The sequence below is a fragment of the Anabaena azotica SJ-1 genome (genome assembly GCF_047275885.1).
GTDB classification, from domain to species: Bacteria; Cyanobacteriota; Cyanobacteriia; order Cyanobacteriales; family Nostocaceae; genus Trichormus_B; species Trichormus_B azotica_A.
In genome coordinates, this window is sequence record NZ_CP178454.1 from 5,988,289 (window position 1) to 6,009,364 (window position 21,076).

The 21,076-nt window shown below is 36.3% G+C and carries 25 protein-coding genes and 1 riboswitch; of the genes, 6 read left to right on the forward strand and 19 right to left on the reverse strand.

Features of this window, described 5'->3' with window-relative positions:
- Position 1: 1 nt before the first annotated feature.
- The 9 genes from gvpN to gvpA (ACLLO5_RS25950) all read right to left on the reverse strand — a co-directional run bounded on the left by gvpN (position 2) and on the right by gvpA (ACLLO5_RS25950) (position 4,506).
- The gene (gvpN, locus tag ACLLO5_RS25910; RefSeq protein WP_413173342.1) at positions 2 to 1,204 is read right to left on the reverse strand and encodes a gas vesicle protein GvpN; all 1,203 of its coding nucleotides are present in this window, start codon (positions 1,202 to 1,204) and stop codon (positions 2 to 4) included.
- 329 nt (positions 1,205 to 1,533) lie between these two features.
- Positions 1,534 to 2,235 carry a gas vesicle protein GvpC gene (gene gvpC / locus ACLLO5_RS25915; protein WP_413173343.1) on the reverse strand — a complete coding sequence of 234 codons (702 nt, stop codon included), beginning with the start codon at positions 2,233 to 2,235 and terminating at the stop codon, positions 1,534 to 1,536.
- Positions 2,236 to 2,299: 64 nt separating this feature from the next.
- The gene (gvpA, locus tag ACLLO5_RS25920; RefSeq protein WP_045871251.1) at positions 2,300 to 2,515 is read right to left on the reverse strand and encodes a gas vesicle structural protein GvpA; all 216 of its coding nucleotides are present in this window, start codon (positions 2,513 to 2,515) and stop codon (positions 2,300 to 2,302) included.
- A 105-nt stretch (positions 2,516 to 2,620) separates the two neighbouring features.
- The gene (gene gvpA / locus ACLLO5_RS25925; protein ID WP_413173344.1) at positions 2,621 to 2,851 is read right to left on the reverse strand and encodes a gas vesicle structural protein GvpA; all 231 of its coding nucleotides are present in this window, start codon (positions 2,849 to 2,851) and stop codon (positions 2,621 to 2,623) included.
- Between the two features lie 105 nt (positions 2,852 to 2,956).
- Positions 2,957 to 3,184: a gas vesicle structural protein GvpA gene (gene gvpA / locus ACLLO5_RS25930; RefSeq protein WP_413173345.1), complete on the reverse strand. Its 228-nt coding sequence runs from the start codon at positions 3,182 to 3,184 to the stop codon at positions 2,957 to 2,959.
- Between the two features lie 109 nt (positions 3,185 to 3,293).
- On the reverse strand, positions 3,294 to 3,515 hold the full coding sequence (gene gvpA / locus ACLLO5_RS25935; protein WP_413173346.1) for a gas vesicle structural protein GvpA: 222 nt from the start codon (positions 3,513 to 3,515) through the stop codon (positions 3,294 to 3,296).
- Between the two features lie 105 nt (positions 3,516 to 3,620).
- On the reverse strand, positions 3,621 to 3,845 hold the full coding sequence (gene gvpA / locus ACLLO5_RS25940) for a gas vesicle structural protein GvpA (protein WP_413173347.1): 225 nt from the start codon (positions 3,843 to 3,845) through the stop codon (positions 3,621 to 3,623).
- A gap of 110 nt (positions 3,846 to 3,955) precedes the next feature.
- Positions 3,956 to 4,177, reverse strand: coding sequence for a gas vesicle structural protein GvpA (gene gvpA, locus ACLLO5_RS25945; RefSeq protein WP_413173346.1), 222 nt, complete (start codon positions 4,175 to 4,177; stop codon positions 3,956 to 3,958).
- Positions 4,178 to 4,278: 101 nt separating this feature from the next.
- On the reverse strand, positions 4,279 to 4,506 hold the full coding sequence (gene gvpA / locus ACLLO5_RS25950) for a gas vesicle structural protein GvpA (RefSeq protein WP_413173348.1): 228 nt from the start codon (positions 4,504 to 4,506) through the stop codon (positions 4,279 to 4,281).
- Positions 4,507 to 5,630: 1,124 nt separating this feature from the next.
- Between gvpA (ACLLO5_RS25950) and ACLLO5_RS25955 the strand changes: the two genes are divergently transcribed.
- The gene (locus ACLLO5_RS25955; protein WP_413173349.1) at positions 5,631 to 5,897 is read left to right on the forward strand and encodes a hypothetical protein; all 267 of its coding nucleotides are present in this window, start codon (positions 5,631 to 5,633) and stop codon (positions 5,895 to 5,897) included.
- Positions 5,898 to 6,172: 275 nt separating this feature from the next.
- Here ACLLO5_RS25955 and shc read toward each other — a convergent pair whose 3' ends face one another.
- Positions 6,173 to 8,119, reverse strand: coding sequence for a squalene--hopene cyclase (gene shc, locus ACLLO5_RS25960; protein ID WP_413173350.1), 1,947 nt, complete (start codon positions 8,117 to 8,119; stop codon positions 6,173 to 6,175).
- Positions 8,120 to 8,237: 118 nt separating this feature from the next.
- Here shc and ACLLO5_RS25965 point away from each other — a divergent pair, with 118 nt between their 5' ends.
- The gene (locus tag ACLLO5_RS25965) at positions 8,238 to 9,416 is read left to right on the forward strand and encodes a glycosyltransferase (RefSeq protein ID WP_413173351.1); all 1,179 of its coding nucleotides are present in this window, start codon (positions 8,238 to 8,240) and stop codon (positions 9,414 to 9,416) included.
- A gap of 346 nt (positions 9,417 to 9,762) precedes the next feature.
- On the opposite strand, the gene ACLLO5_RS25970 is transcribed toward ACLLO5_RS25965, so the two are convergent.
- Positions 9,763 to 10,170: a hypothetical protein gene (locus tag ACLLO5_RS25970; protein WP_413173352.1), complete on the reverse strand. Its 408-nt coding sequence runs from the start codon at positions 10,168 to 10,170 to the stop codon at positions 9,763 to 9,765.
- Between the two features lie 163 nt (positions 10,171 to 10,333).
- On the opposite strand from ACLLO5_RS25970, the gene ACLLO5_RS25975 reads away from it, so the two are divergent.
- Positions 10,334 to 13,318 (forward strand): Eco57I restriction-modification methylase domain-containing protein, encoded by a 2,985-nt coding sequence (locus tag ACLLO5_RS25975; RefSeq protein WP_413173353.1) that lies wholly within the window; start codon positions 10,334 to 10,336, stop codon positions 13,316 to 13,318.
- Positions 13,319 to 13,433: 115 nt separating this feature from the next.
- Here ACLLO5_RS25975 and ACLLO5_RS25980 read toward each other — a convergent pair whose 3' ends face one another.
- From ACLLO5_RS25980 to ACLLO5_RS25990, 3 genes are all read right to left on the reverse strand, one after another.
- Complete coding sequence (locus ACLLO5_RS25980) at positions 13,434 to 13,835, reverse strand: hypothetical protein (RefSeq protein WP_413173354.1); 402 nt, start codon at positions 13,833 to 13,835, stop codon at positions 13,434 to 13,436.
- A gap of 5 nt (positions 13,836 to 13,840) precedes the next feature.
- The gene (locus ACLLO5_RS25985; RefSeq protein WP_413173355.1) at positions 13,841 to 14,053 is read right to left on the reverse strand and encodes a hypothetical protein; all 213 of its coding nucleotides are present in this window, start codon (positions 14,051 to 14,053) and stop codon (positions 13,841 to 13,843) included.
- A gap of 222 nt (positions 14,054 to 14,275) precedes the next feature.
- On the reverse strand, positions 14,276 to 14,380 hold the full coding sequence (locus ACLLO5_RS25990) for a hypothetical protein (protein ID WP_413176197.1): 105 nt from the start codon (positions 14,378 to 14,380) through the stop codon (positions 14,276 to 14,278).
- A 71-nt stretch (positions 14,381 to 14,451) separates the two neighbouring features.
- On the opposite strand from ACLLO5_RS25990, the gene ACLLO5_RS25995 reads away from it, so the two are divergent.
- The 3 genes from ACLLO5_RS25995 to ACLLO5_RS26005 are packed head-to-tail and all read left to right on the forward strand — an operon-like array spanning position 14,452 to position 15,219.
- Positions 14,452 to 14,685 carry a DUF433 domain-containing protein gene (locus ACLLO5_RS25995; RefSeq protein ID WP_271798201.1) on the forward strand — a complete coding sequence of 78 codons (234 nt, stop codon included), beginning with the start codon at positions 14,452 to 14,454 and terminating at the stop codon, positions 14,683 to 14,685.
- On the forward strand, positions 14,682 to 15,023 hold the full coding sequence (locus ACLLO5_RS26000; RefSeq protein ID WP_413173356.1) for a DUF5615 family PIN-like protein: 342 nt from the start codon (positions 14,682 to 14,684) through the stop codon (positions 15,021 to 15,023). The genes ACLLO5_RS25995 and ACLLO5_RS26000 overlap by 4 nt, the downstream gene beginning before the upstream one ends.
- Positions 15,024 to 15,054: 31 nt before the next feature.
- The gene (locus ACLLO5_RS26005) at positions 15,055 to 15,219 is read left to right on the forward strand and encodes a hypothetical protein (protein ID WP_413173357.1); all 165 of its coding nucleotides are present in this window, start codon (positions 15,055 to 15,057) and stop codon (positions 15,217 to 15,219) included.
- A 73-nt stretch (positions 15,220 to 15,292) separates the two neighbouring features.
- On the opposite strand, the gene ACLLO5_RS26010 is transcribed toward ACLLO5_RS26005, so the two are convergent.
- The 5 genes from ACLLO5_RS26010 to ACLLO5_RS26030 all read right to left on the reverse strand — a co-directional run bounded on the left by ACLLO5_RS26010 (position 15,293) and on the right by ACLLO5_RS26030 (position 20,989).
- Positions 15,293 to 15,739, reverse strand: coding sequence for a hypothetical protein (locus ACLLO5_RS26010; protein WP_413173358.1), 447 nt, complete (start codon positions 15,737 to 15,739; stop codon positions 15,293 to 15,295).
- A 218-nt stretch (positions 15,740 to 15,957) separates the two neighbouring features.
- A complete protein-coding gene (locus ACLLO5_RS26015) occupies positions 15,958 to 16,863 on the reverse strand; it encodes a hypothetical protein (protein WP_413173359.1) in 906 nt (301 codons plus the stop codon).
- A gap of 187 nt (positions 16,864 to 17,050) precedes the next feature.
- On the reverse strand, positions 17,051 to 17,491 hold the full coding sequence (locus ACLLO5_RS26020; protein ID WP_413173360.1) for a hypothetical protein: 441 nt from the start codon (positions 17,489 to 17,491) through the stop codon (positions 17,051 to 17,053).
- A gap of 181 nt (positions 17,492 to 17,672) precedes the next feature.
- On the reverse strand, positions 17,673 to 19,046 hold the full coding sequence (gene thiC / locus ACLLO5_RS26025) for a phosphomethylpyrimidine synthase (protein ID WP_413173361.1): 1,374 nt from the start codon (positions 19,044 to 19,046) through the stop codon (positions 17,673 to 17,675).
- 6 nt (positions 19,047 to 19,052) lie between these two features.
- A riboswitch (TPP riboswitch) is annotated at positions 19,053 to 19,149 on the reverse strand.
- A 202-nt stretch (positions 19,150 to 19,351) separates the two neighbouring features.
- On the reverse strand, positions 19,352 to 20,989 hold the full coding sequence (locus tag ACLLO5_RS26030; RefSeq protein WP_413173362.1) for an alpha/beta hydrolase: 1,638 nt from the start codon (positions 20,987 to 20,989) through the stop codon (positions 19,352 to 19,354).
- Between the last annotated feature and the right edge of the window lie 87 nt (positions 20,990 to 21,076).

Consider the following 21,076-nt stretch of genomic DNA (forward strand, 5'->3'; position numbering starts at 1 on the left):
ATTAGACCTCTTGAATAGTATAAAGTCGATTAATTTTGTTGATCAAACATTTTTGCTCTAAAGAACGAAGAGCATTTGATATTATGTTACGTTCTAGATGCAAGGCTTTTTGAAGACCAGCTAGACCTTCACTTTTTTCCTGAAGTAAGTAATTATAAACTTCCTTCTCAAAAGGAACTATATTGTCTAACTCTGAGTTGGTTTGAGATACTTCTGTTGGGGAATCACTGAATTGGAAATCGTCGCTCAAATAAACTTCATCCAATTTAACAATATCACTTAATAACTGGGATGTTTTTGAAGCAGTTTGTTGCAGCAAATCTAGCAAGATAGTTGTACATTCGCTGATAGATAAATGAGTGCGATTGAACAGAATATCCATAGCGATATCCTGAAACACTGAATTTTCTGGTGTTGCGAGAATATCATTATCTGCACAAACTTTAGAAATCATCAAACAAGACCGCAAGCCAGAAGTTTTCTCAGCCCCTGTAGCCATACGAAATGATTTAACTAAATGCACAATAAAGTGAGCAGATTCTCGATCTATATTGGTTTTCTGAATTAATATCTCCGTTTGAGTTAACTCATCGGGTTCTGGCATATTAATAGTTACCAATCGATCCATCAAAGCATCTTGTGTGGAGTGAACTCCGCAATATTCTTCTGGATTGGAGGTAAAAATAGCCCGAAACTGGGGATTGACATTCAGATATTCTGGCTGATTACTACTAGGAGGAAGACTGAGAATTTTTTCTTCTAAGGCCGAAAGCAAAACATTATTAACTTCAGGTCGTGAACGGTTAAATTCATCATATACTAAAGTAAAACCTTCCCGACAAGCTAAAGTTAATCGAGAATCAACCCAATTCTGTCTGAATTCGTCTTCAACTTTCACAACATTGTGAATGTAATTGTCCATCAATTTTTTGTGAGTGTAACCAGACTCACTACCAATCAAATCCGAACTCTTAAATTCATCATCTCCAAACAGTAACATCACAGGTCTATTGAGACAGTGGGCTAAGTGCAGAGCTAAAGTTGTTTTCCCCGTTCCAGCTGGCCCACGTAAGTGAATAGGAAATCCTGATTGGAGATAACGTAGCGCCCGAAAAGCTACTTTTTCAATAGCAGGTGTCACCACAAACTGCCCTGGACGAACACGAAGAACTGCTCTTTTCTGATTCATATTGATAACAGTCATAATTTCAAGATGGTTAGAAAATAAATTGGAAAAAAACTAGAAAATGCTGTTTTTTGTGATTCAATGTGGTATAATAAACCTATTAGTGCATGAAGCGGAGAGCCTCGTTAGATAGACTGTAGTCCAGTTAATTCTAAAATAGCTATTGGTCTTAGCTTTGCTACAGTCTGAACGTTGACTACCAATGTTTCACGCCACAACTCATTGTTGAATTTATTATTCACCCCCTGATCTTCATAGTTTTGCAACTATTAGATAAGGGGGCTTTACTATACAGACTAATACTCCAACAGATGAACTCTGTTGATTGCAAGTATTAATTCAAGGCTCTATACACCAAAAACACTCACAAATAAATCCTGACGGAATTGACGCAGATATTGCTTCTGTCCTTTAGCTTGTGCAATGCGTTCTTTGGCAGTATTTGCTAAGAAATCATCACCTTGCTGCTCAAGTTGCTGATGGAACTCAAACAATTGTCTTGCTTGCTCTTTAGCTTGAGCAATCCTTTCCTTGCTAGTATTGGCTAAGAAATCATCACTGTTTTGCTCAAGTTGCTGGTGGAACTCATGCAGTTGTCGTGCTTGTTCGTTAGTGTGAGCAATGCGTTCTTTGGCAGTATTTGCTAAAAACTCATCAGTCTGTTGCTTAAGTTGTTGCTGAAACTGATGTAATTTTTTTGCTTGTTCGTTAGTGTGAGCAATGCGTTCTTTGGCAGCATCTGCTAAGAAGTTACTAACTTGTTGCTCAAGTTGCTGCTGAAACTGATGCAATTTTTTTGCTTGTTCTTTAGTGTGAGAAATACGTTCTTTGGCAGCATCTGCTAAGAAGTTACTAACTTGTTGCTCAAGTTGTTGCTGGAATTGATGCAGTTGTTGTGTTTGTTCTTTGGATTGAACAAGTCTATTGCTTTTTGTCGCAGACAGGAATTTATTTACTTCCTCAAATATTGAGTGATTCTCCTGCCGGATTCTTACCATTAAAGCCGTCATGAAGTTCTCCTGAAAATAATAAGCTGGTATTAACAACATTCACTGGAATTTTTTACTCAGTGAATGTAGTTGAAAGAATTTCTGGAATCAATCTACTTAGGAATTAAGCAGGTACCGCAGCGGATTGAGTCAGACCTACAGCTTCTGCATATTTCAGGTAGGTTTCTACAGATGCAATCACGATTCGAGCTTCAATTGCTAGTAATTCGATACCCACTAAAGAAACACGAACCCAAGCATCTACTACGATACCTTTGTCTAGGATTCTATCAATAACTTCTGCCAAGCTGGAGGAGGAATTAGTTTTTTCGACTGCCATTGGATTACACCTTAACTCGTTGTTGTTGATTGTTTTTGAACTGGAAGTGAGAGCAGAATAATCTTCACAATTAGCATTTGTCTAGTTATTCTGCTATGTGTTTATCTACTTAAAAAAATTAAGCATAGGCATCGCAGCGGATTGAGTCAGACCTACAGCTTCTGCATATTTCAGGTAGGTTTCTACAGACGCAATCACGATTCGAGCTTCAATTGCTAGTAATTCGATACCCACTAAAGAAACACGAACCCAAGCATCTACTACGATACCTTTGTCTAGGATTCTATCAATAACTTCTGCCAAGCTGGAGGAGGAATTAGTTTTTTCGACTGCCATTGGATTACACCTTAACTCGTTGTTGTTGATTGTTTTTGAACTGGAAGTGAGAGCAGAATAATCTTCACAATTAGCATTTGTCTAGTTATTCTGCTATTTGGTTATCTACTTAAAAATTAAGCGAAGCATCGCAGCGGATTGAGTCAGACCTACAGCTTCTGCATATTTCAGGTAGGTTTCTACAGACGCAATCACGATTCGAGCTTCAATTGCTAGTAATTCGATACCCACTAAAGAAACACGAACCCAAGCATCTACTACGATACCTTTGTCTAGGATTCTATCAATAACTTCTGCCAAGCTGGAGGAGGAATTAGTTTTTTCGACTGCCATTGGATTACACCTTAACTCGTTGTTGTTGATTATTTTTGAACTGGAAGTGAGAGCAGAATAATCTTCACAATTAGCATTTGTCTAGTTATTCTGCTATTTGGTTATCTACTTAAAAATTAAGCAGTATCGCAGCGGATTGAGTCAGACCTACAGCTTCTGCATATTTCAGGTAGGTTTCTACAGACGCAATCACGATTCGAGCTTCAATTGCTAGTAATTCGATACCCACTAAAGAAACACGAACCCAAGCATCTACTACGATACCTTTGTCTAGGATTCTATCAATAACTTCTGCCAAGCTGGAGGAGGAATTAGTTTTTTCGACTGCCATTGGATTACACCTTAACTCGTTGTTGTTGATTGTTTTTGAACTGGAAGTGAGAGCAGAATAATCTTCACAATTAGCATTTGTCTAGTTATTCTGCTATGTGTTTATCTACTTAAAAATTAAGCAGATCGCAGCGGATTGAGTCAGACCTACAGCTTCTGCATATTTCAGGTAGGTTTCTACAGACGCAATCACGATTCGAGCTTCAATTGCTAGTAATTCGATACCCACTAAAGAAACACGAACCCAAGCATCTACTACGATACCTTTGTCTAGGATTCTATCAATAACTTCTGCCAAGCTGGAGGAAGAATTAGTTTTTTCGACTGCCATTGGATTACACCTTTAACTCGTTGTTGTTGATTGTTTTTGGACTGGAAGTGAGAGCAGAATAATCTTCACAATTAGCATTTGTCTAGTTATTCTGCTATTTGGTTATCTACTTAAAAATTAAGCAATATCGCAGCGGATTGAGTCAGACCTACAGCTTCTGCATATTTCAGGTAGGTTTCTACGGACGCAATCACGATTCGAGCTTCAATTGCTAGTAATTCGATACCCACTAAAGAAACACGAACCCAAGCATCTACTACGATACCTTTGTCTAGGATTCTATCAATAACTTCTGCCAAGCTGGAGGAAGAATTAGTTTTTTCGACTGCCATTGGATTACACCTTAACTCGTTGTTGTTGATTATTTTTGCACTGGAAGCGAGAGCAGAATAATCTTCCCAATTAATATTTGTATAGTTATTCTGCTATTTGGTTATCTACTTAAAAATTTAAATATCGCAGCGGATTGAGTCAGACCTACAGCTTCTGCATATTTCAGGTAGGTTTCTACGGACGCAATCACGATTCGAGCTTCAATTGCTAGTAATTCGATACCCACTAAAGAAACACGAACCCAAGCATCTACTACGATACCTTTGTCTAGGATTCTATCAATAACTTCTGCCAAGCTGGAGGAAGAATTAGTTTTTTCGACTGCCATGATTTTATACCTGAACTCATTGTTGATTTGACGATTGACTTATATCTTGCACTAGGCAATTGATAATATACATCTCGCAAACTTTAGCAATTTTCGGCTGCACAAAAAAACTAATCTATGTGGATTTCAAACTATTAGTTTTAGTTGGTTCCACTCAATCAAGATTTCTCTTTAATTAGGTTGAGTTTAAATTTGTGTAGTCCCAGAATTTTATTCTGTTAGCGTAGCTTGCTGGAGGTATGAACCAGATGCAAGATAGTTGAGGTTATGCACTTGGCTTAACCTTCTCTACAAATAACATTGATTTTCAGGCTTGTAAATAGTTTTAATGGCAAAAAATTAAAGTTCAGTAATACAGTAAACAGGGAAATATAGACTTGAATTTATGCGGAAATTAATTTTTTTTTGTCTCCGTTTAATTGCCTCTGCATTACTGATTTCTTCACCCAATGTATACTGACAATACCACTTAATAACTTTGCGTGAATACCAGGATGAGATTTTTCCTAAATCAGCAAACCTTTTCTATTTGTTGCCTAAAATATATATAACTTGTAATCATTATACAAATAATATACAATACTTTACAATAGTAAACAAATAATTTACAACTAGATACAAATAATAAAAAAATACACATATTTATAAATAGGATAAAACCCTTATTTTAAAAGACTTTGATAGCATTTATCTTTGGTTAACGGTTTTTTAGGTATATGGCAGCTTTTCTTTGCCCTGCATGGGTTTGAGTGGATTTGGTGATCCAAGATGATTAAGTTAGTTGAATTGTCTTCTGATGAGGAATTGCATTACCCAATTTACACGGAGATTTTGTTGAGGATACTTACGTAAATATTGGGTTCTTAATCTTAACATTTTTTCACCACTTATCTGCGATCGCCATCATGATACTTATGTGATGAAGCTCCGGTTTTCAGCTAAATTGTGATGGAGAAGCATAAAAATCTAAACAGCCGATCTCTATAAAGTGTCTCTATGTCTGCCACAAGGTTGATATACCAAAGATTAGTTGAGTGTGTGCTGTGAAATTAAGCAATAATACGAATACAACTATTTAGTTAAATAACTTAGGATGATTTATCTAATTATTTTTGCCAAAAATTATGTTGATAGAAGGTTCTCCTGCTTCAGTGCCACAGCAAGCATTAGCTGCCCTCATGGATGCTTTAATTAAGCAAGGACATCCACCCCAATACGCTCAAGCGATGGCAACATCAATCATTTTTCAGACAGACTTAGATTTACGGAATGCTCAAATAGCAGGGCTTTTAGCTTGGATAAAAGAGGAGCATAATGATATTTATCAGTCTGCTCTTGATGTAGTCGAAAAGATGTGCAAAGAATTTGAAAATCGAGTTAAAGAAGGTTGAGTTGCAAAAGTTTCAAAGCTGTTGATTAACTCAATTTGGTTGGGTTACAAAAAAGATTTTGCTGACAAAATGGAATTTTTGACGGCAGTTGTTACAACGGGGAAAATCCCCACAATGCTTTATGGATATCCCCGGTTTAAAAACATGAAACCCTAAAATTTTTTAGAGTTTTTAGGTTTTATTCCGGGGTTTTCAGCCTATTTTCTGATAATTTTTGGATGCAATTTCATTTTTTACTTGGTAAGTATTCAGGTATTAGATAATTAACCAATTTCTCAAACATTGTGACTCCTGACTCCTGATTCCTGAATTCTTACTTTAGTTGCTTTATACCGCCCCAAAGCAATTAAAGGAAAGTATTGTTGATAGAGATGATACTTGAGATAGAAGTGACAAGGAAAACCAGTTCCTGTAAAGTAAGATTCATCCCAAGTACCATCTGATCTTTGGGTTTCTAAGAGGTAATTAATCCCTTTTTCAATGCTATCAATAGGTATTTTACCGAGTGCTTCATTTGCTGCTATGAGTCCGATTAATGCCCAAGCGGTTTGGGATGGGGTGCTGTCTCCTTTGCCTTTGAGATTGGGATCGTTGTAACTAAAACAAGTTTCTCCCCAACCACCATCAGGGTTTTGAACTTTGATTAACCAGGTGGCACCTTGTTCTATGTTGGTGCGATATTTTTGGGGATTGATTAAAGCTAAAGCTGATAAAACGCCGCTAGTTCCATAGATGTAATTTACGCCCCAACGTCCAAACCAACAACCTTCTGTTTCTTGTTCATTAAGAAGATATGCTAATGATTTTTCTAATTTATGTGGTTGAATTGATAAGTTACAAGCCCCCAACATTTCTAATACTCTAGCGGTGACATCGGCTGTATTGGGGTCAATCATGGCTTTCAAATCGCCATAGGGTATGGAATTGAGCCATTCTTGATCATTATCAATATCAAAAGCTGCCCATCCTCCTGGTTGACACTGCATTGATGCTATCCAATTTAAAGCACGATTCATAGCTTGTTTTTTCAGTGCTTCATTGGGTAATTTGGCTTGATGCAAAGCCATGACAACTACAGCAGAATCATCAACATCGGGATAAAAGCGGTTGTCAAATTCAAATGCCCAAGCGCCGGGTTTTCCTTGAGGATTTTTTACTGACCAATCACCATAATCAAGAATTTGTTTTTCTATTAACCATTCTCCAGCTTTGATTATTTCGGGATGATCTGGTGCTAAACCTGAATCAATGAGGGCGCGAATTGCCCAAGCTGTATCCCATACGGGAGAAACACAAGGTTGAACACAGTAACTATTTTCTGTTTCAATGGCAAAATTATCTACTGCTTTTAAACCACGATATATAATTGGGTCGTTAGCATCATAATCTAAACACTTTAAAGCTAACAGAGAATTTAACATGGCGGGAATTATTCCCCCCCAATCACCGGTGGCTTCTTGACGTTCTAAAATCCATTTTTCTGCGGCTTTGATGCCTTCTTGTCTAAAAGGTAAAAAGTTTAAATTTTCTGCTAATTTAAACCCATCATCCAGGATGTTGAATATATCTGACCAATCACCATTTGTGGGTAGTTTCCATCTGACATTATTTACACCTTCTGCATATAATTCATCTAAATTGATAGGGTTATCAATTTCAAAAACTGGTTTTTTGTCAAAGACGATTAATAATGGAACTGTGCTAGAACGCGCCCAGCTAGAAAGTTCATAAATATTGAAGGGGAAATTATTGGGTAGTAGCATTACCCAAGGTGGTAATGATGGAAGTCCGCGCCAATTGTAGCAACCTATTAAGGCCAGATGTAATTTGGTGAAAATGCGGGTTTTGCTAATTCCACCTTTTTCAAGTATCAAAGTTTTAGCGCGAATTAGGGCGGGATCTGTGATGGGTACACCTAATAACCGCAAGGCCATGTAGGCTTCTACGGTTGTGCTGAGTTCTCCACCATCTCCATAGGCTAGTTCCCAGCCGCCATGTTCTCGTTGTTGCGATCGCAGATAGGTTTCTACTTTATGCAAAGGTCGAGTTTTGTCTGTTCCCCAAATTTTATGCAGCAGTACAGCTTCAGAGGTGATGGTGACATTGGATTCTAATTCCGCCCACCAGTAACCATCTGGTTTTTGAATTGACAACAGATGTTGTTGACTAGCTGCGATCGCTTCTGTAATTTGCTTGACTTTGCCCCTGTCTTGTGTTTGCATAAATTATTTACCTCAGCACCAAATAATAATTAAGAACATAACCGTGGGTAGAAGACATTCTTTCCCAAAATTAACAGACAATGTATTTTGTCTGAGTTAGTGAGAATTTGCAAGGGTCATGGTAGAAGTTTTGTTGGGGTTGATGATTTTATCTTTAGCAATATGGTTATTTTTAATTTTGTTTTGGGGACAGTTTTGGCAGGTTGATCAGCAGTTAGAAACGAGTACAGAGGTTGTATCCAAACCCTCTACAAAACAATCACTACCTACTGTGTGTGTGGTAGTTCCAGCGCGGAATGAAGCTGATGTTATCCCTATTAGTTTGCGATCGCTTCTTCTTCAAGACTATCCTGGTAATTTCCAAGTCTTTTTGGTCGATGATCAAAGTACAGATGGTACAGCAAATTTCGCCCAGGGAGTAGCTTACGCAGTAGACAAACTCCCTCAATTGCATATAGTCTCCAGTGTAGATTTGCCTACTGGTTGGACTGGTAAACTCTGGGCAATGGAACAAGGTTTACAAAAAGCCAGTCAATTTCAACCCGATTATTTTTTGCTTACCGATGCAGATATAGAACATGATCTTAGTAATCTGCGCCGATTAATTGCCAAAGCTGAAGCAGAGAATTTAGATTTAGTATCGATCATGGTTCGACTGCGGTGTCAAAATTTTTGGGAACAATTATTAATACCTGCTTTTGTATTTTTTTTCCAAAAACTCTACCCTTTTCGTTGGGTAAATAACTCTAAAAAAACTACTGCCGCAGCGGCTGGTGGTTGTATTTTAATTCGGCGCGAAACTCTCAACAACATTGGAGGACTCCAAGTTATTCGCCAAGCTTTAATTGATGATTGTTCTTTAGCAAAAGCCGTTAAATCTAATCAAGGAAAAATTTGGTTAGGATTAAGTGCATTAACTTATAGTTTACGTCCTTATAATTCCCTAGATCCTATCTGGAATATGGTAGCCCGTACCGCCTACACACAACTAAATTATTCACCCTTGTTATTAGCAGGCAGCTTGTTAGGAATGACCTTAGTTTATATACTTCCAGTCATGGGAATTATCTTAGGTTTGATATTAGGAAATTTGCTAATTACTCTCACAGGTTTATTAACCTGGCTATTAATGACATTCGCATATTTTCCTATCATCCGTTTTTACAAATGCAGCCCTTGGTTAGCATTTTGTTTACCCATAATTGCCTTCCTGTATACCTTGATGACTTTAGACTCTGCTAATCGTCATTGGCAAGGAAGAGGAGGTGCTTGGAAGGGCAGAGTTTATCAAAATTAAGATAGTTCTTTCTTATCGACTCCATGATAGCAAATATTTAATCAAAAGTCAACACCTCAAACTCTTTTTATCGCTGAAAATTAGTGAAATCAGAAATACTAATTCTTGGGGAATATGACAGTATGTAATAGTGTCAATTTAACCGAAAAATGCCTTATCTGTTAGCTTCCACACCCGTCATGAAATTCATTTCATGGCTAATAGCTAAAGTTTACTAAAGTAAACTATCAATTTCTTGGTATTTTTAGTCATCTTTAGATGACTTTTGCTATTAGACTGGGAATTCAGAATTCAGAATTCATTCCCAGTCGGGTTATCGATTTTACCTTAAAGGGAATTTGTTCTACTAAAGAATCAGATAACTATGCCAAATTGATGGGGTATTATTATCCGTTTTTTTCGGTAGTAGCAAACGCCAACTTTTCCCTTCTCGTTGAATTTGCAAATAAATATCAAAAGGTTTTTGCGGCTGAGATATTTCTCGGTTTGGTAATTTAACAATTAAATTATAAGTTCCTTGGACATGATAAGCAGGTAAATTACCAATAGTCAAAGGCTGCTGTTGAGTAATTGATATTCCCTGAATAGCAAATTTTTGAAAATCTAAATCCACCTTTTGCTGAAGTTCCTGTTGGGTTTGTTCTAATTGCAGCGCAATTCCTTTCTGCACTAAATCATAAGTTGGTAGCAATGCTAAACTAGTACAAGCTGTAACTAATAACAGCAAAATCCCTGTCAAAACAAACCGGATCATGTTTTTTATATATTCATCTTCAGAGATAATTTTACGAGTATTTGATCAAAAGTATCAACTTGTTTCAAGATTTTTTTACAAATGAGTTAGGATTGTCATGGCTACAGTAGCATAGATATATTGATTCCTGTAGCCTAGCGATAGAAAAATAAGGGGAAATCATGTGTATGGAATTTTTACAGAAAATGATAATAACAGCCTGAATAAAAAATTTTACAGTGAATTACTACACATAATTGGTTTAACCGAAATTCAGGAAAGTGGTAAAAAAATAATTAGGCGTAAAAAAGAAAGCGAACGTTATTCAGGTTCATTGATTGAAAATACCCTTACTCAACCAGAATTTTTAGAAAAAATTAGCAGATTAGAAAACCTTTACCAGTTTGGTGATACCTACCAAGAACAAATATTTCAGATTGCTTTAGAATTAATAATTACTTGGATTAATAGAATTCTTTTTTTAAAATTTATCGAATGTCAACTTTTAAAATATCACAAAAATAGCACAGACTTAAAGATTCTAAGCTGGCAAAAAATACGAAACTTTCACGAATTAAACCACCTTTTTTTGAAAACTTTAAATTCTCAATCAACCAAGGGTAACGAAAATTTTAAAAGTATTTTTGATCACATCCCTTACTTAAATAGTTCATTTTTTGAAATCACACATCTTGAAAAATTAACTATTACAATCAGCAGCTTAAATATTGATAAAAAGCTATCTATATCTCCTACAACTGTTCTTAAAGATAACAATGGTAATAAACGCACTGAAGAAATAAACCCACTAGAGTATATTTTTGAATTTCTCAATGCTTATGATTTTAACAATCGAGGTACAGAAGAAATACAAACAGAAAATCAAACATTGATTAATGCTTCTGTTCTGGGATTAATTTTTGAAAAACTCAATAATTATAAAGATGCTTCTTTCTTTACTCCTAGTTTTATTACCATGTATATGTGTCGTGAAACTATTCGTAGAGCAATTATACAAAAATTTAATCAAATTAAAGGTTGGAATTGTCAAGATATTCAACAATTATATGAAAAAATCGAAAATAAAAAAGAGGCTAATGACATTATTAATAGTTTAAAAATTTGTGACCCAGCCGTAGGAACAGGACATTTTTTAGTTTCAGCTTTGAATGAAATTATTGTGATCAAAAGTGAGCTTAAAATTTTATTCAACACCAAATATAAGACATTAAAAAATTATCATATAGAAATAAAAAATGATGAATTAATTATTCTTGATTATAATGGTCAATTATTTGAATATCAACCCCAAAATCCAGAAAGTCAACATATACAGAAAACGCTTTTTCATGAAAAGCAGACAATTATTGAAAATTGTTTATTTGGTGTAGATATAAATTTTAACTCTGTCAATATTTGTCAATTGCGGTTGTGGATGGAGATTTTAAAAAATGCCTACTATACAGAACAAAGTCATTATACTCAATTAGGAATCTTACATAATATTGATATTAATATCAGGTGCGGAAACTCGTTAATAAGTCGGTTTCCTTTAGATTGGGATTTTCGTCCGATTTTGAAAAAAAATCAATGGATTATTGAAAACTACCGAAATGCTGTAAAAAGATATCGCTGTGCTGAAACTAAAGAACAAAAGCACACAATGGCAAAATTAATAAATGATATTAAAGAGAATATTCGCACAGAGATGAGTAATTTTGCACCTACACAAATTAAGCTGAAACAAAAAAAGGGAGAAATGGAAGATTTAGATAATCAAATATCTCTTTTTGTAGAAAGTGATGCTGAAAAACAGCTTTATCAAAAAAAGCACCAACGGTTAGAAAAAGAAATTCATCAACTTTCTGCTGAAATTGAAGAAATAGAAAGTGGACAGATTTATCAAAATGCTTTTGAATGGCGTTTTGAATTTCCTGAAGTGCTAAATAATGAAGGAGATTTTATTGGATTTGATGTAGTAATTGGAAATCCACCTTATGGATTATTTAATAAACAGCAAAATCAAAAAATTGCTCTGACTACTGAAAATCAAGCCATAGAATTAATAAAAAGAGAATATCCGCAAACAAAAGGAGGTGTCATTAATGCTTATAAAGTATTTTACTGTTTAGGTATAAAAATATCGAAACCAAAAGGTTTTATCTCTATGATTATTCCTATGGGAATACTGACTGATATAACTTCTTACAATACCAGAAGATATTTATTGGCTGAAAATTCAATTATATTAATTGATGCTTTTCCAGAAAGAGACAACATCAAAAAGAGAATTTTTGAAGATGTGAAAATGTCAACAACAATTATTCTCACTCAGAAAGGATTAATTACTAAAAAATTCAGTCTGGGAATATCGTATGAAAAAAATATTCAATTAAATAATAGAACCAAATTAACTTTTAACCAACTAAATCAACTAGACGAGGAATTACTACAAATACCCTTATTAGATTCTATTTCTTTCGAATTATTGTGTAAATGTTATGAAAACCCCCAAGTAATTAAGTTAAAAAATATATCACCTTGTCTTACAGGTGAAGTTGATATGACATTCGGTAAAACAGCAATTACAAACAATCCAGATGATCAAACTTTGGTCAAAGGAGTTCAAATTGATAGATACATCCTCAAAAATAAGAATGCAGAAATCAGTCAAGGAATTATTCAATATTTAAACATTGTCACTTTTAAACAATTATATAATGGAGAAAAATTAATTCATGCTCAACAACCCAGAATTATTCTTCAAGGTCTGACGGGTATCAATGAACGCAGAAGATTGAAGTGTACAATTGTAGCAGGTGAAATGTACCTTGCTAATTCTTGTAATTATATTATATGCAATAATGATAACCAAAGAATATTTTTATTAGGTTTGCTCAACTCTCGTTTAATGAATTGGATATTTAAAGCCAGGAGTACAAGTAGTAATGTTAATGGTTATGAAGTGGATAATTTACCAATTATTTTTCCTAAACAAGAGGCTATTTTTAATGATGTAGTTGAAAAAGTTATGCAAATCCTGGCTATAAAACAAAATAAATCCAATACAGATACGACAGTTGTAGAACAAGAAATAGATCAACTAGTTTATCAACTTTATGGATTAACAGCAAGGGAGATTAAAATTGTAGAAAGTACAACAAATTAAATAACCAATATATTTAAATTTTATCGCACTTCCCAAAATTAAACCACAAGCGATCGCTCTCAGGTAGTTGAAAGGCTTGCTCTTTAAGCTCTTGCAGGACATAGAGGTTATTTTACTACGATTTAGGTTTAATCTCAAATTCCAGTTGGGAACGATAGAAAGAAACATCAAATTCCATAAAAAAGTTAGTTTGTCCCAAAATTAAGGGTGCATTTGGTTTACTCACCCATGCAAAAGCCAATCTAACTGAGGGAAATTCACCTATTTCAGCATTTGCGAAAAATGGGATTGCTGCTTGACTGATATTACCTGCTAATTGGATAATGGCTTTGCTTTCATCCCACACCCCACCTAATTGAAGCCCCATTTCATAAGGTAAAACATTGATAGTCGCACCACTATCTACTAAACCAAGTGCTTCTACTATTTGATCTCCTCGACGTAAAATTAATGGAACTCTTGGTAAACTATCAAATTCATTTTGGCTGGGGTGGCTTGTTGAATACTTAAACCGCATAAACTTTAATCATTAGCAACTGATTGATTTAGTGCTTCCATGAGAATTTCTCCAGCACCGAAGCTGTTATAAGGCGTTGGTAGGTGATATGTTTTGAAGGGTTCTAATGGAGAAATATCTTCATCAGAATCTAACTCTTCTGCAAGGATGCGAATTAATTTGAGTTTTTCTGGCGCTGAAAGTTGTCGAATTGATGGGAGTAAATCTGTTAGTGTCATATTTTGCTGCTCGATGTTTCTAAGAGATATCAGAGTCAAAACTACCTTATTCTATTTTATCTAATAGCGATACCTTCAGTGCGCTTCGCGATCGCACTTCCTAAAATCTCACTATATAAGCGATACCTTCGGTCAGCTTCGCGATCGCACTCCCCAAAATTACCCGTCTTACAAGAAGGAATCGCTCATTTTCTCCAAGCTGTTTCTTAAAGTAGAGTCAACCTATACCCATGATTCCAGAGAAAAAGGCTGTACTTGATGAATACGCCTAAAATCGCTATCAGCAGAAACGAGAGTGAGATTGTGTTGAATAGCTGTTGCTGCTATCCAAAGATCATACTAGGTCACGCGTTGCGATCGCCATTATGGTAAACTATTGTTTTATAGTCCAATAATGAATTAACTCAATGAATGAATTATTGACTCGCATTACACAAATTCCTGGTCAATGTGGGGGTCGTCCTTGCATTCGAGGTATGAGAATTAGAGTCAGTGATATTTTAGAAATGTTAGCGGAAAATGTCACGGTTAGCGAAATTTTAGAAGATTTTCCTGATTTAGAACCAGAAGATATCCAAGCTTGTTTGGTGTTTGCTGCAAGACGGACTGATTTTGTACGGTTAACAGCATGAAGATTTGGATTGATGCACAGTTACCCCCGACATTGGCAAGTTGGGTAACAAATACTTTTGCTATAGAAGCCTTTTCATTAAAAGATATTGGGTTGCGTGATGCTAAAGATATAGAAATTTTTGAAGCGGCAAGAATCGCCAATGTCATCATCATGACGAAAGACAGTGATTTCGTTGACTTAGTTTGTCGGTTGGGTACACCTCCTCAAATTCTGTGGCTGACTTGTGGGAATGTTACTAATCGTAATTTGCGTCAACTTTTGAGTATTACCCTAACTGATGCGCTGGAACAATTACGCCAGGGAGAAATGATTGTGGAAATCAGTAATAGTAGGTAAATAATTACTTTATTTCAAAGCGATACCTTCGGTGCGCTTCGCTATCGCTCTCTCCAAAACCACACTACAAGCGATCGCACTCCCTACATCTCACTTCAAGCGATCGCACTTCCCAAAATCATCCCACAAGCGATCGCACTCCCCAAAGTCACACTATAAGCGATCGCACTCCTCAAAATCTCACTATATTTTCTAAATAATGAGAGAATACAGAATCTCAAGTACGAAATCACCCCTCAAAAAAACAAACGAACACACTGACAGTCTCATTAACTCGGATAATTTTCTATAGGACGTTTAGTTGCTTCGTCAGCGCGCATTTTTCTGAATCTGTCTCTAATTTTTTGCAAATCCTCATCAGTTTTAACTTCATCAAAATCTTCGAGTAACTCCTCAGCTTGGACAATATAGGCTGGATAAAAAGCTATTTTCTCCTGAACATTATAAAGTTTTTGAATGCTAAGTAGTGCTGTAGATATTAGACCTAACCATGCCGCAGCACTTACACCTAAAGGATTTGCCCAAGGATTTTGTGAGTCTTTAAATGTGGGACTAGTACCAGTAATAGCAATCAAAATAGTTAATACAATTGAAGCGCCTATTATGAAATTATTCGTATACTGATTCCGCTTAAAACGAGCTTCGTATGAATTTTTATACTGTTCTATTTTTTCTTTCAACTCCCTGGGCTTAATATTATTTATTTCAGATGACATTTTTGTTCCTACTTTGATTAGTAAATATTATTGCTCCGATACTAGTAATGGAACATCGTTAGCAGATTCAAACCAGTAACGATATTTAACAAGAATGATCTTAACCTTGTGCTACAGGTTCTTTCGCTAAAAACTTTTCCAACTCAGTCAAAGCATCAGCATCAAACAAAAATTAGCAGTTTGGGAAATCTCCTCAAACTGCCAAAAAATATTCTACCCTAAACTTCCTCATTACTCAATCTTTGCAACAACTCCTCACGGGATAAATTACCCAAAGAAAGCAGTAACTGAGTGCGTTCAGAAATGGGAAATTTAGCAATCTTTTCCACAACACCAGATAACTCAGCATCTAAACTACCAAAACGCCCTTCCAGAAGAGAAGTTATCAAATAAAGTTCTGCTTCTAACTTACCTTCTTGCTTCCATTCTTCTATTTGTTGTAAATAAGCCGGTGATAAGTTCATAATTACTTCCTCTTCTTCCCTACTTAAATTATCTCTCAATTCTAAATTCTTGCGCCAGTCCGCTAAAATTTCTAACAAATTTTCTCGGAAAGGGTTATTGTCTGGTAACTCAGTTAACTCCTCTACTGCTCTTTTCTGCGTTCCTCCTTTCCCCAAAACTCTCAACCATAAAGTGTCTTCATTTTCTGGTAATTGATGAATCACCACTATTGCTGTTTTCAAAATATTCGGCAGAAAATAAACACCTTGAACCCAATCTTCTACAATTTCAGTTGCACCTAAACCCGCAATCATCCGAGATGAAAAAGTTGGTGTTAAAATCCATAAAATCGGTAATTCTGATTCTGCAATATTTTTGTTTTCTCGTTTTGCTTTCCTGACTACATCGCCATGAACAGCATATAATTTGAGTAAACAACTGCGAATTTCGATTTCTGATGGTGGGTTGCGAAAAGGCTCAATTAAACATTGAGTTTTTGCCATCTTCCCTAATAAACCTAAAGGTAGATTATCTTGAGGTTGAGAAGGAAATGGTTCAAACCAAACATCAATTTCTTGAACTTCGCTTTTAACCTTTTCGCTTTTTTTGATTGTTCCTAGAGGTGTTAATAATTCCTCTAAATATTCTTTTGCGAATTGGTCATGAGATTGACGAGTCATTACTTCGCATCTTCTAATTGATTTGGTTATTCAGTGTTTAATATGAAAAATCTAGCAAAAACAATCTCTATCAGAAATGAGGCATATTTTTTAAAATTATTGTAAAATATTGCCTCTTTTCCCTGTTCCCCGTTCCCTCTTACAGACTGTTAATTTAGTATAACAAGTACGGTAGAGCCATTAATTTTTACTTTTCCAGACTTAAAGTACAAACTCGTTGTAACATTTTTTGGTTGGCAACGTTGTCAACATCAACCCGAAAATATTGAGGCCAATTGTCTATCAAAGAAGTATAGGTCTTCCAGTATGGATTAGCGGTCAAGTTTCCAGAGTTACAAGATTTGGTGTATGCAATTCTTTTTTTATTATTAATACTGTATTCAAATACAACAACTCTGATTTTGGGAAACTTATCATTATCGTTGTAGAATCCATCTTGATTGTTGAGAGTATCATCAACCAGGATAGTCTCAAACTTAACACTTTTTTCGTTGAGTTTTAGTATTTCACCGCTATGAACTTTACCAAAATTTGTCCAGTCTTCTTTGTCTGTTTGAGCAATGACGGGTGTTGAAAATATAGACAGTGCCGAAATTGTGATTGCTGCCACGTATTTTGTTAGTTGCATGATTCTATTGTTACAGTTATTATGCTTGAAATTACCCAGTTCTAATAATATATCAGGTAAATATTTTTTGCAAATTGGTCATTAAATTGACAAGTTATTAAAGTAAGAAAATATTTTTATATGATTTTATATTTGAAATCCCCGGCTTCTTGAAGAAATCGGGGATTGTGTTGTTCAGTGTTTAAACTTGTGCTACAGGTTCTTTTGCTAAAAACTTCTCCAACTCAGTCAATGCATCAGCATCAACTTTAGTCTGCATTGGACAGAATTTTGGTCCACACATTGAACAGAATTCAGCGGTTTTATAGATATCTGCTGGTAAAGTTTCGTCGTGATATTCCTTCGCTCTTTCTGGGTCTAAAGATAACTCAAATTGACGATTCCAATCGAAATTATATCGAGCTTTTGAAAGTTCATCATCTCTATCTCTAGCACCAGGACGATGTCTAGCAATATCCGCTGCATGAGCGGCAATTTTATAAGCAATTAAGCCATTTCGCACATCTTCAGCATCAGGTAAACCTAAATGTTCTTTAGGTGTCACATAACACAACATCGCTGTCCCATACCATCCCGCCATTGCTGCGCCAATAGCTGAGGTAATATGGTCGTAACCAGGAGCAATATCTGTTACTAAAGGACCGAGAACATAGAATGGTGCTTCTGAACACTCTTCCATTTGCTTGCGGACGTTGAACTCAATTTGATCCATGGGTACGTGACCCGGACCTTCTACCATTACCTGGACATCATGTTCCCAAGCTTTGCGGGTGAGATTTCCCAGAGTTTTCAGTTCCGCTAACTGGGCTTCATCTGAAGCATCATGGGTACATCCTGGGCGCAGGGAGTCGCCTAAACTGAAGGAAACATCATATCTTTTAAAAATCTCAATGATGTCGTTGAAATGGGTATACAGGGGGTTTTGTTTGTGGTGATGCAACATCCACCGCGCCAAAATTCCGCCACCGCGAGAGACAATCCCTGTAATCCGGTTTCTGACTAAAGGTAAATGTTCTATCAAAATTCCTGCATGGATGGTTTGATAGTCTACCCCTTGCTGGGCGTGTTTTTCGATGATGTGGAGAAAGTCGTCAGCGGTGAGATTTTCAATTGTGCCGTGAACGCTTTCTAAAGCTTGGTAAACTGGAACTGTGCCAATGGGAACAGGTGAGGCGTTGATAATTGCGGTGCGAATTTCGTCTAAATTACCGCCACCTGTGGACAAGTCCATGACGGTATCTGCACCATATTTTACTGCTAAGTTTAGTTTATCGACTTCTTCTTGCAGGTTGGAAGAGTTGGGAGAAGCGCCGATATTGGCATTTACTTTACATTTAGAAGCGATACCGATCGCCATCGGTTCTAAGTTAGTGTGATTAATATTAGCAGGGATAATCATCCTTCCCCGTGCCACTTCTTCGCGGATAAGTTCAGCAGGAAGACTTTCCCGCTTGGCTACGTAGTGCATTTCTTCGGTGATCACACCCTGACGGGCGTAGTGCATTTGCGATACGTTGCTTTGTCCACGTCGCTTGGCTACCCATTCTGTACGCATATTACAATCCTCAATATACAGCTTCCCTCCGCTGGTATTACCCAGACTCAGGTGTTAAGGGTTTGTTCTCAGCCTTGTTGTGCAGGCACCCCTAGCATGGTGTAGATTGTAGCATTTTGGTTTTGGATGGGGGCGGAGCGTTATAAATCGTGAGGATTCTGGGTTAAGCTGTAGTTTCGGAATTTAGCAAGAGTCATAAAACTGGGGATTGAGGTTAGAGACTCGATCGCATCTATTCTAGTTGAATATTATGGTAAGTGCGATCGCCAGGCGTTCCACAGGCATCGCTCTTTACGAATTACGAATTATTTAAATGCTTCTTGCAGTTGCTCTAGAGTCAGAGATTGAACTAAACTCAATGGTAGCGATCGCTTACTAATAGTATTAACGTAATCTGCACTCAAGTAAGGCAGGTAACTCTGCTGTTCAGCGACATAGGTTTGCAAAAAAGGCACACTTAAATCTTTAACGTAACTGCTTGCCAATGCGGGGCTTGAACCGATTACCTGTGTAGGAACAGGTAAAACTGCATCCGGTGATTCTGCAATAGTAGAAAAGTGTGTACCACCATTGATTAGCACTAAATACTTATTTGGTGTGGTTAACCAGGTAAATGGTATAATTTGTTCTGGCAAAGCTGGAGCAATAGTGTCACCACTGCCAGATATAATCATCACTGGAATTTTAATTTGGCTGAGACTAGCTTCCCCCATAATACTGCTATTAACAGGGTTAATTGCGATTATTGCTTTAACTCTTGGATCGGATAAATTGTATTCTACATTTGGTAAATTTATCGCCAAGCATTGAAGTAAGAGCGAAATATTTAGTGTTTTTTTTATATCTGGGCAATCTTTTTTTAATTGCTCAAAATTAATCTTTGCACCTGCTAATGCTAAAGCTGTGTAGCCACCAAATGATTGTCCTATAACTCCTATTTGTTGTAAATTTAATCGCCCTTGAAATACTGGATTATTTTTAGATAAACGAGTTAGTTCATCTAACAAATACTTCACATCCAATGGTCTATCAATCAATTCTCTGGGGCTTGTTATTGTCTGTGCTGTTCCTGACAATAGAGCTTTTAGTTGTTCTGCATTACTACCAGGATGCTCTGGAACAGCAACTACAAAGCCTGATTGGGCAAGATGTTCAGCCAGATAAGCAAAACTGCTTCTATCAGAACCAAGTCCGTGGGAGATGACAATGACTGAACGCGGATTTGAGACATTGGGTAGATAAATATCAGCGGGAAAAGTGCGGTGGCGAGATTGGTCATTAAGAACAATAGTTTGTTTTTGCCAAGTAAAATTTCCCGGTTTTTTGATATCTGCTAAAAGCACAGAAGTCAGATTAGATGTGGTTGCTTTTAGTTGGGATTTTTGGTTAATAAGTGCTACTGCATTTTGGGTTTGATTTACTAAATTCTGCAATTTATCTGCAATTTCTAAACCCCGATCTAAATCAATTGCAATTGAGCTTGTGGGAAATTGGCGTAAAACATTTAAAAGCGTAAAATTCTTTTGTTCAGCGGCTGCTAAAATGACTGCGGCTCGAATTGCATAGAACCCGGATAAACGAGATTCTGTTTGAATAATTTCTCCCAATTTTTTCAATAATTCCTCACCAATTGGTGTATAAAGAAATTGGGAAACATTGACAATATTGAGGGGAATAGTAGTTAGTAAAACTTTCCGCAGTTGAGTTAGTTGTTTTTTGTTGGCATATTTAGTATATACCGCTAAATCATCATCTATTTTGCCTGTTTTAGCATATTTTTCCAGAGAATTAATTGGTATAGATTGCTCTAAAATACCGTAAGAAAGGGTTAATCGCTCTGCACTTAAAACAGGATAAGCTGTGAATGCAGGTAATAAACCTATACTCAAAACCCTGCAAGCTAATTTAGTCCAAACTACCCGTTTAGTTATGAGATCAGCCATTAAACACCCTCTTAACCGGATAATGTCGGACGGATACTTTTTTGAAATCTTTCCCACGCCTGTTTGGGATGAGTTGGCACTGGGTTA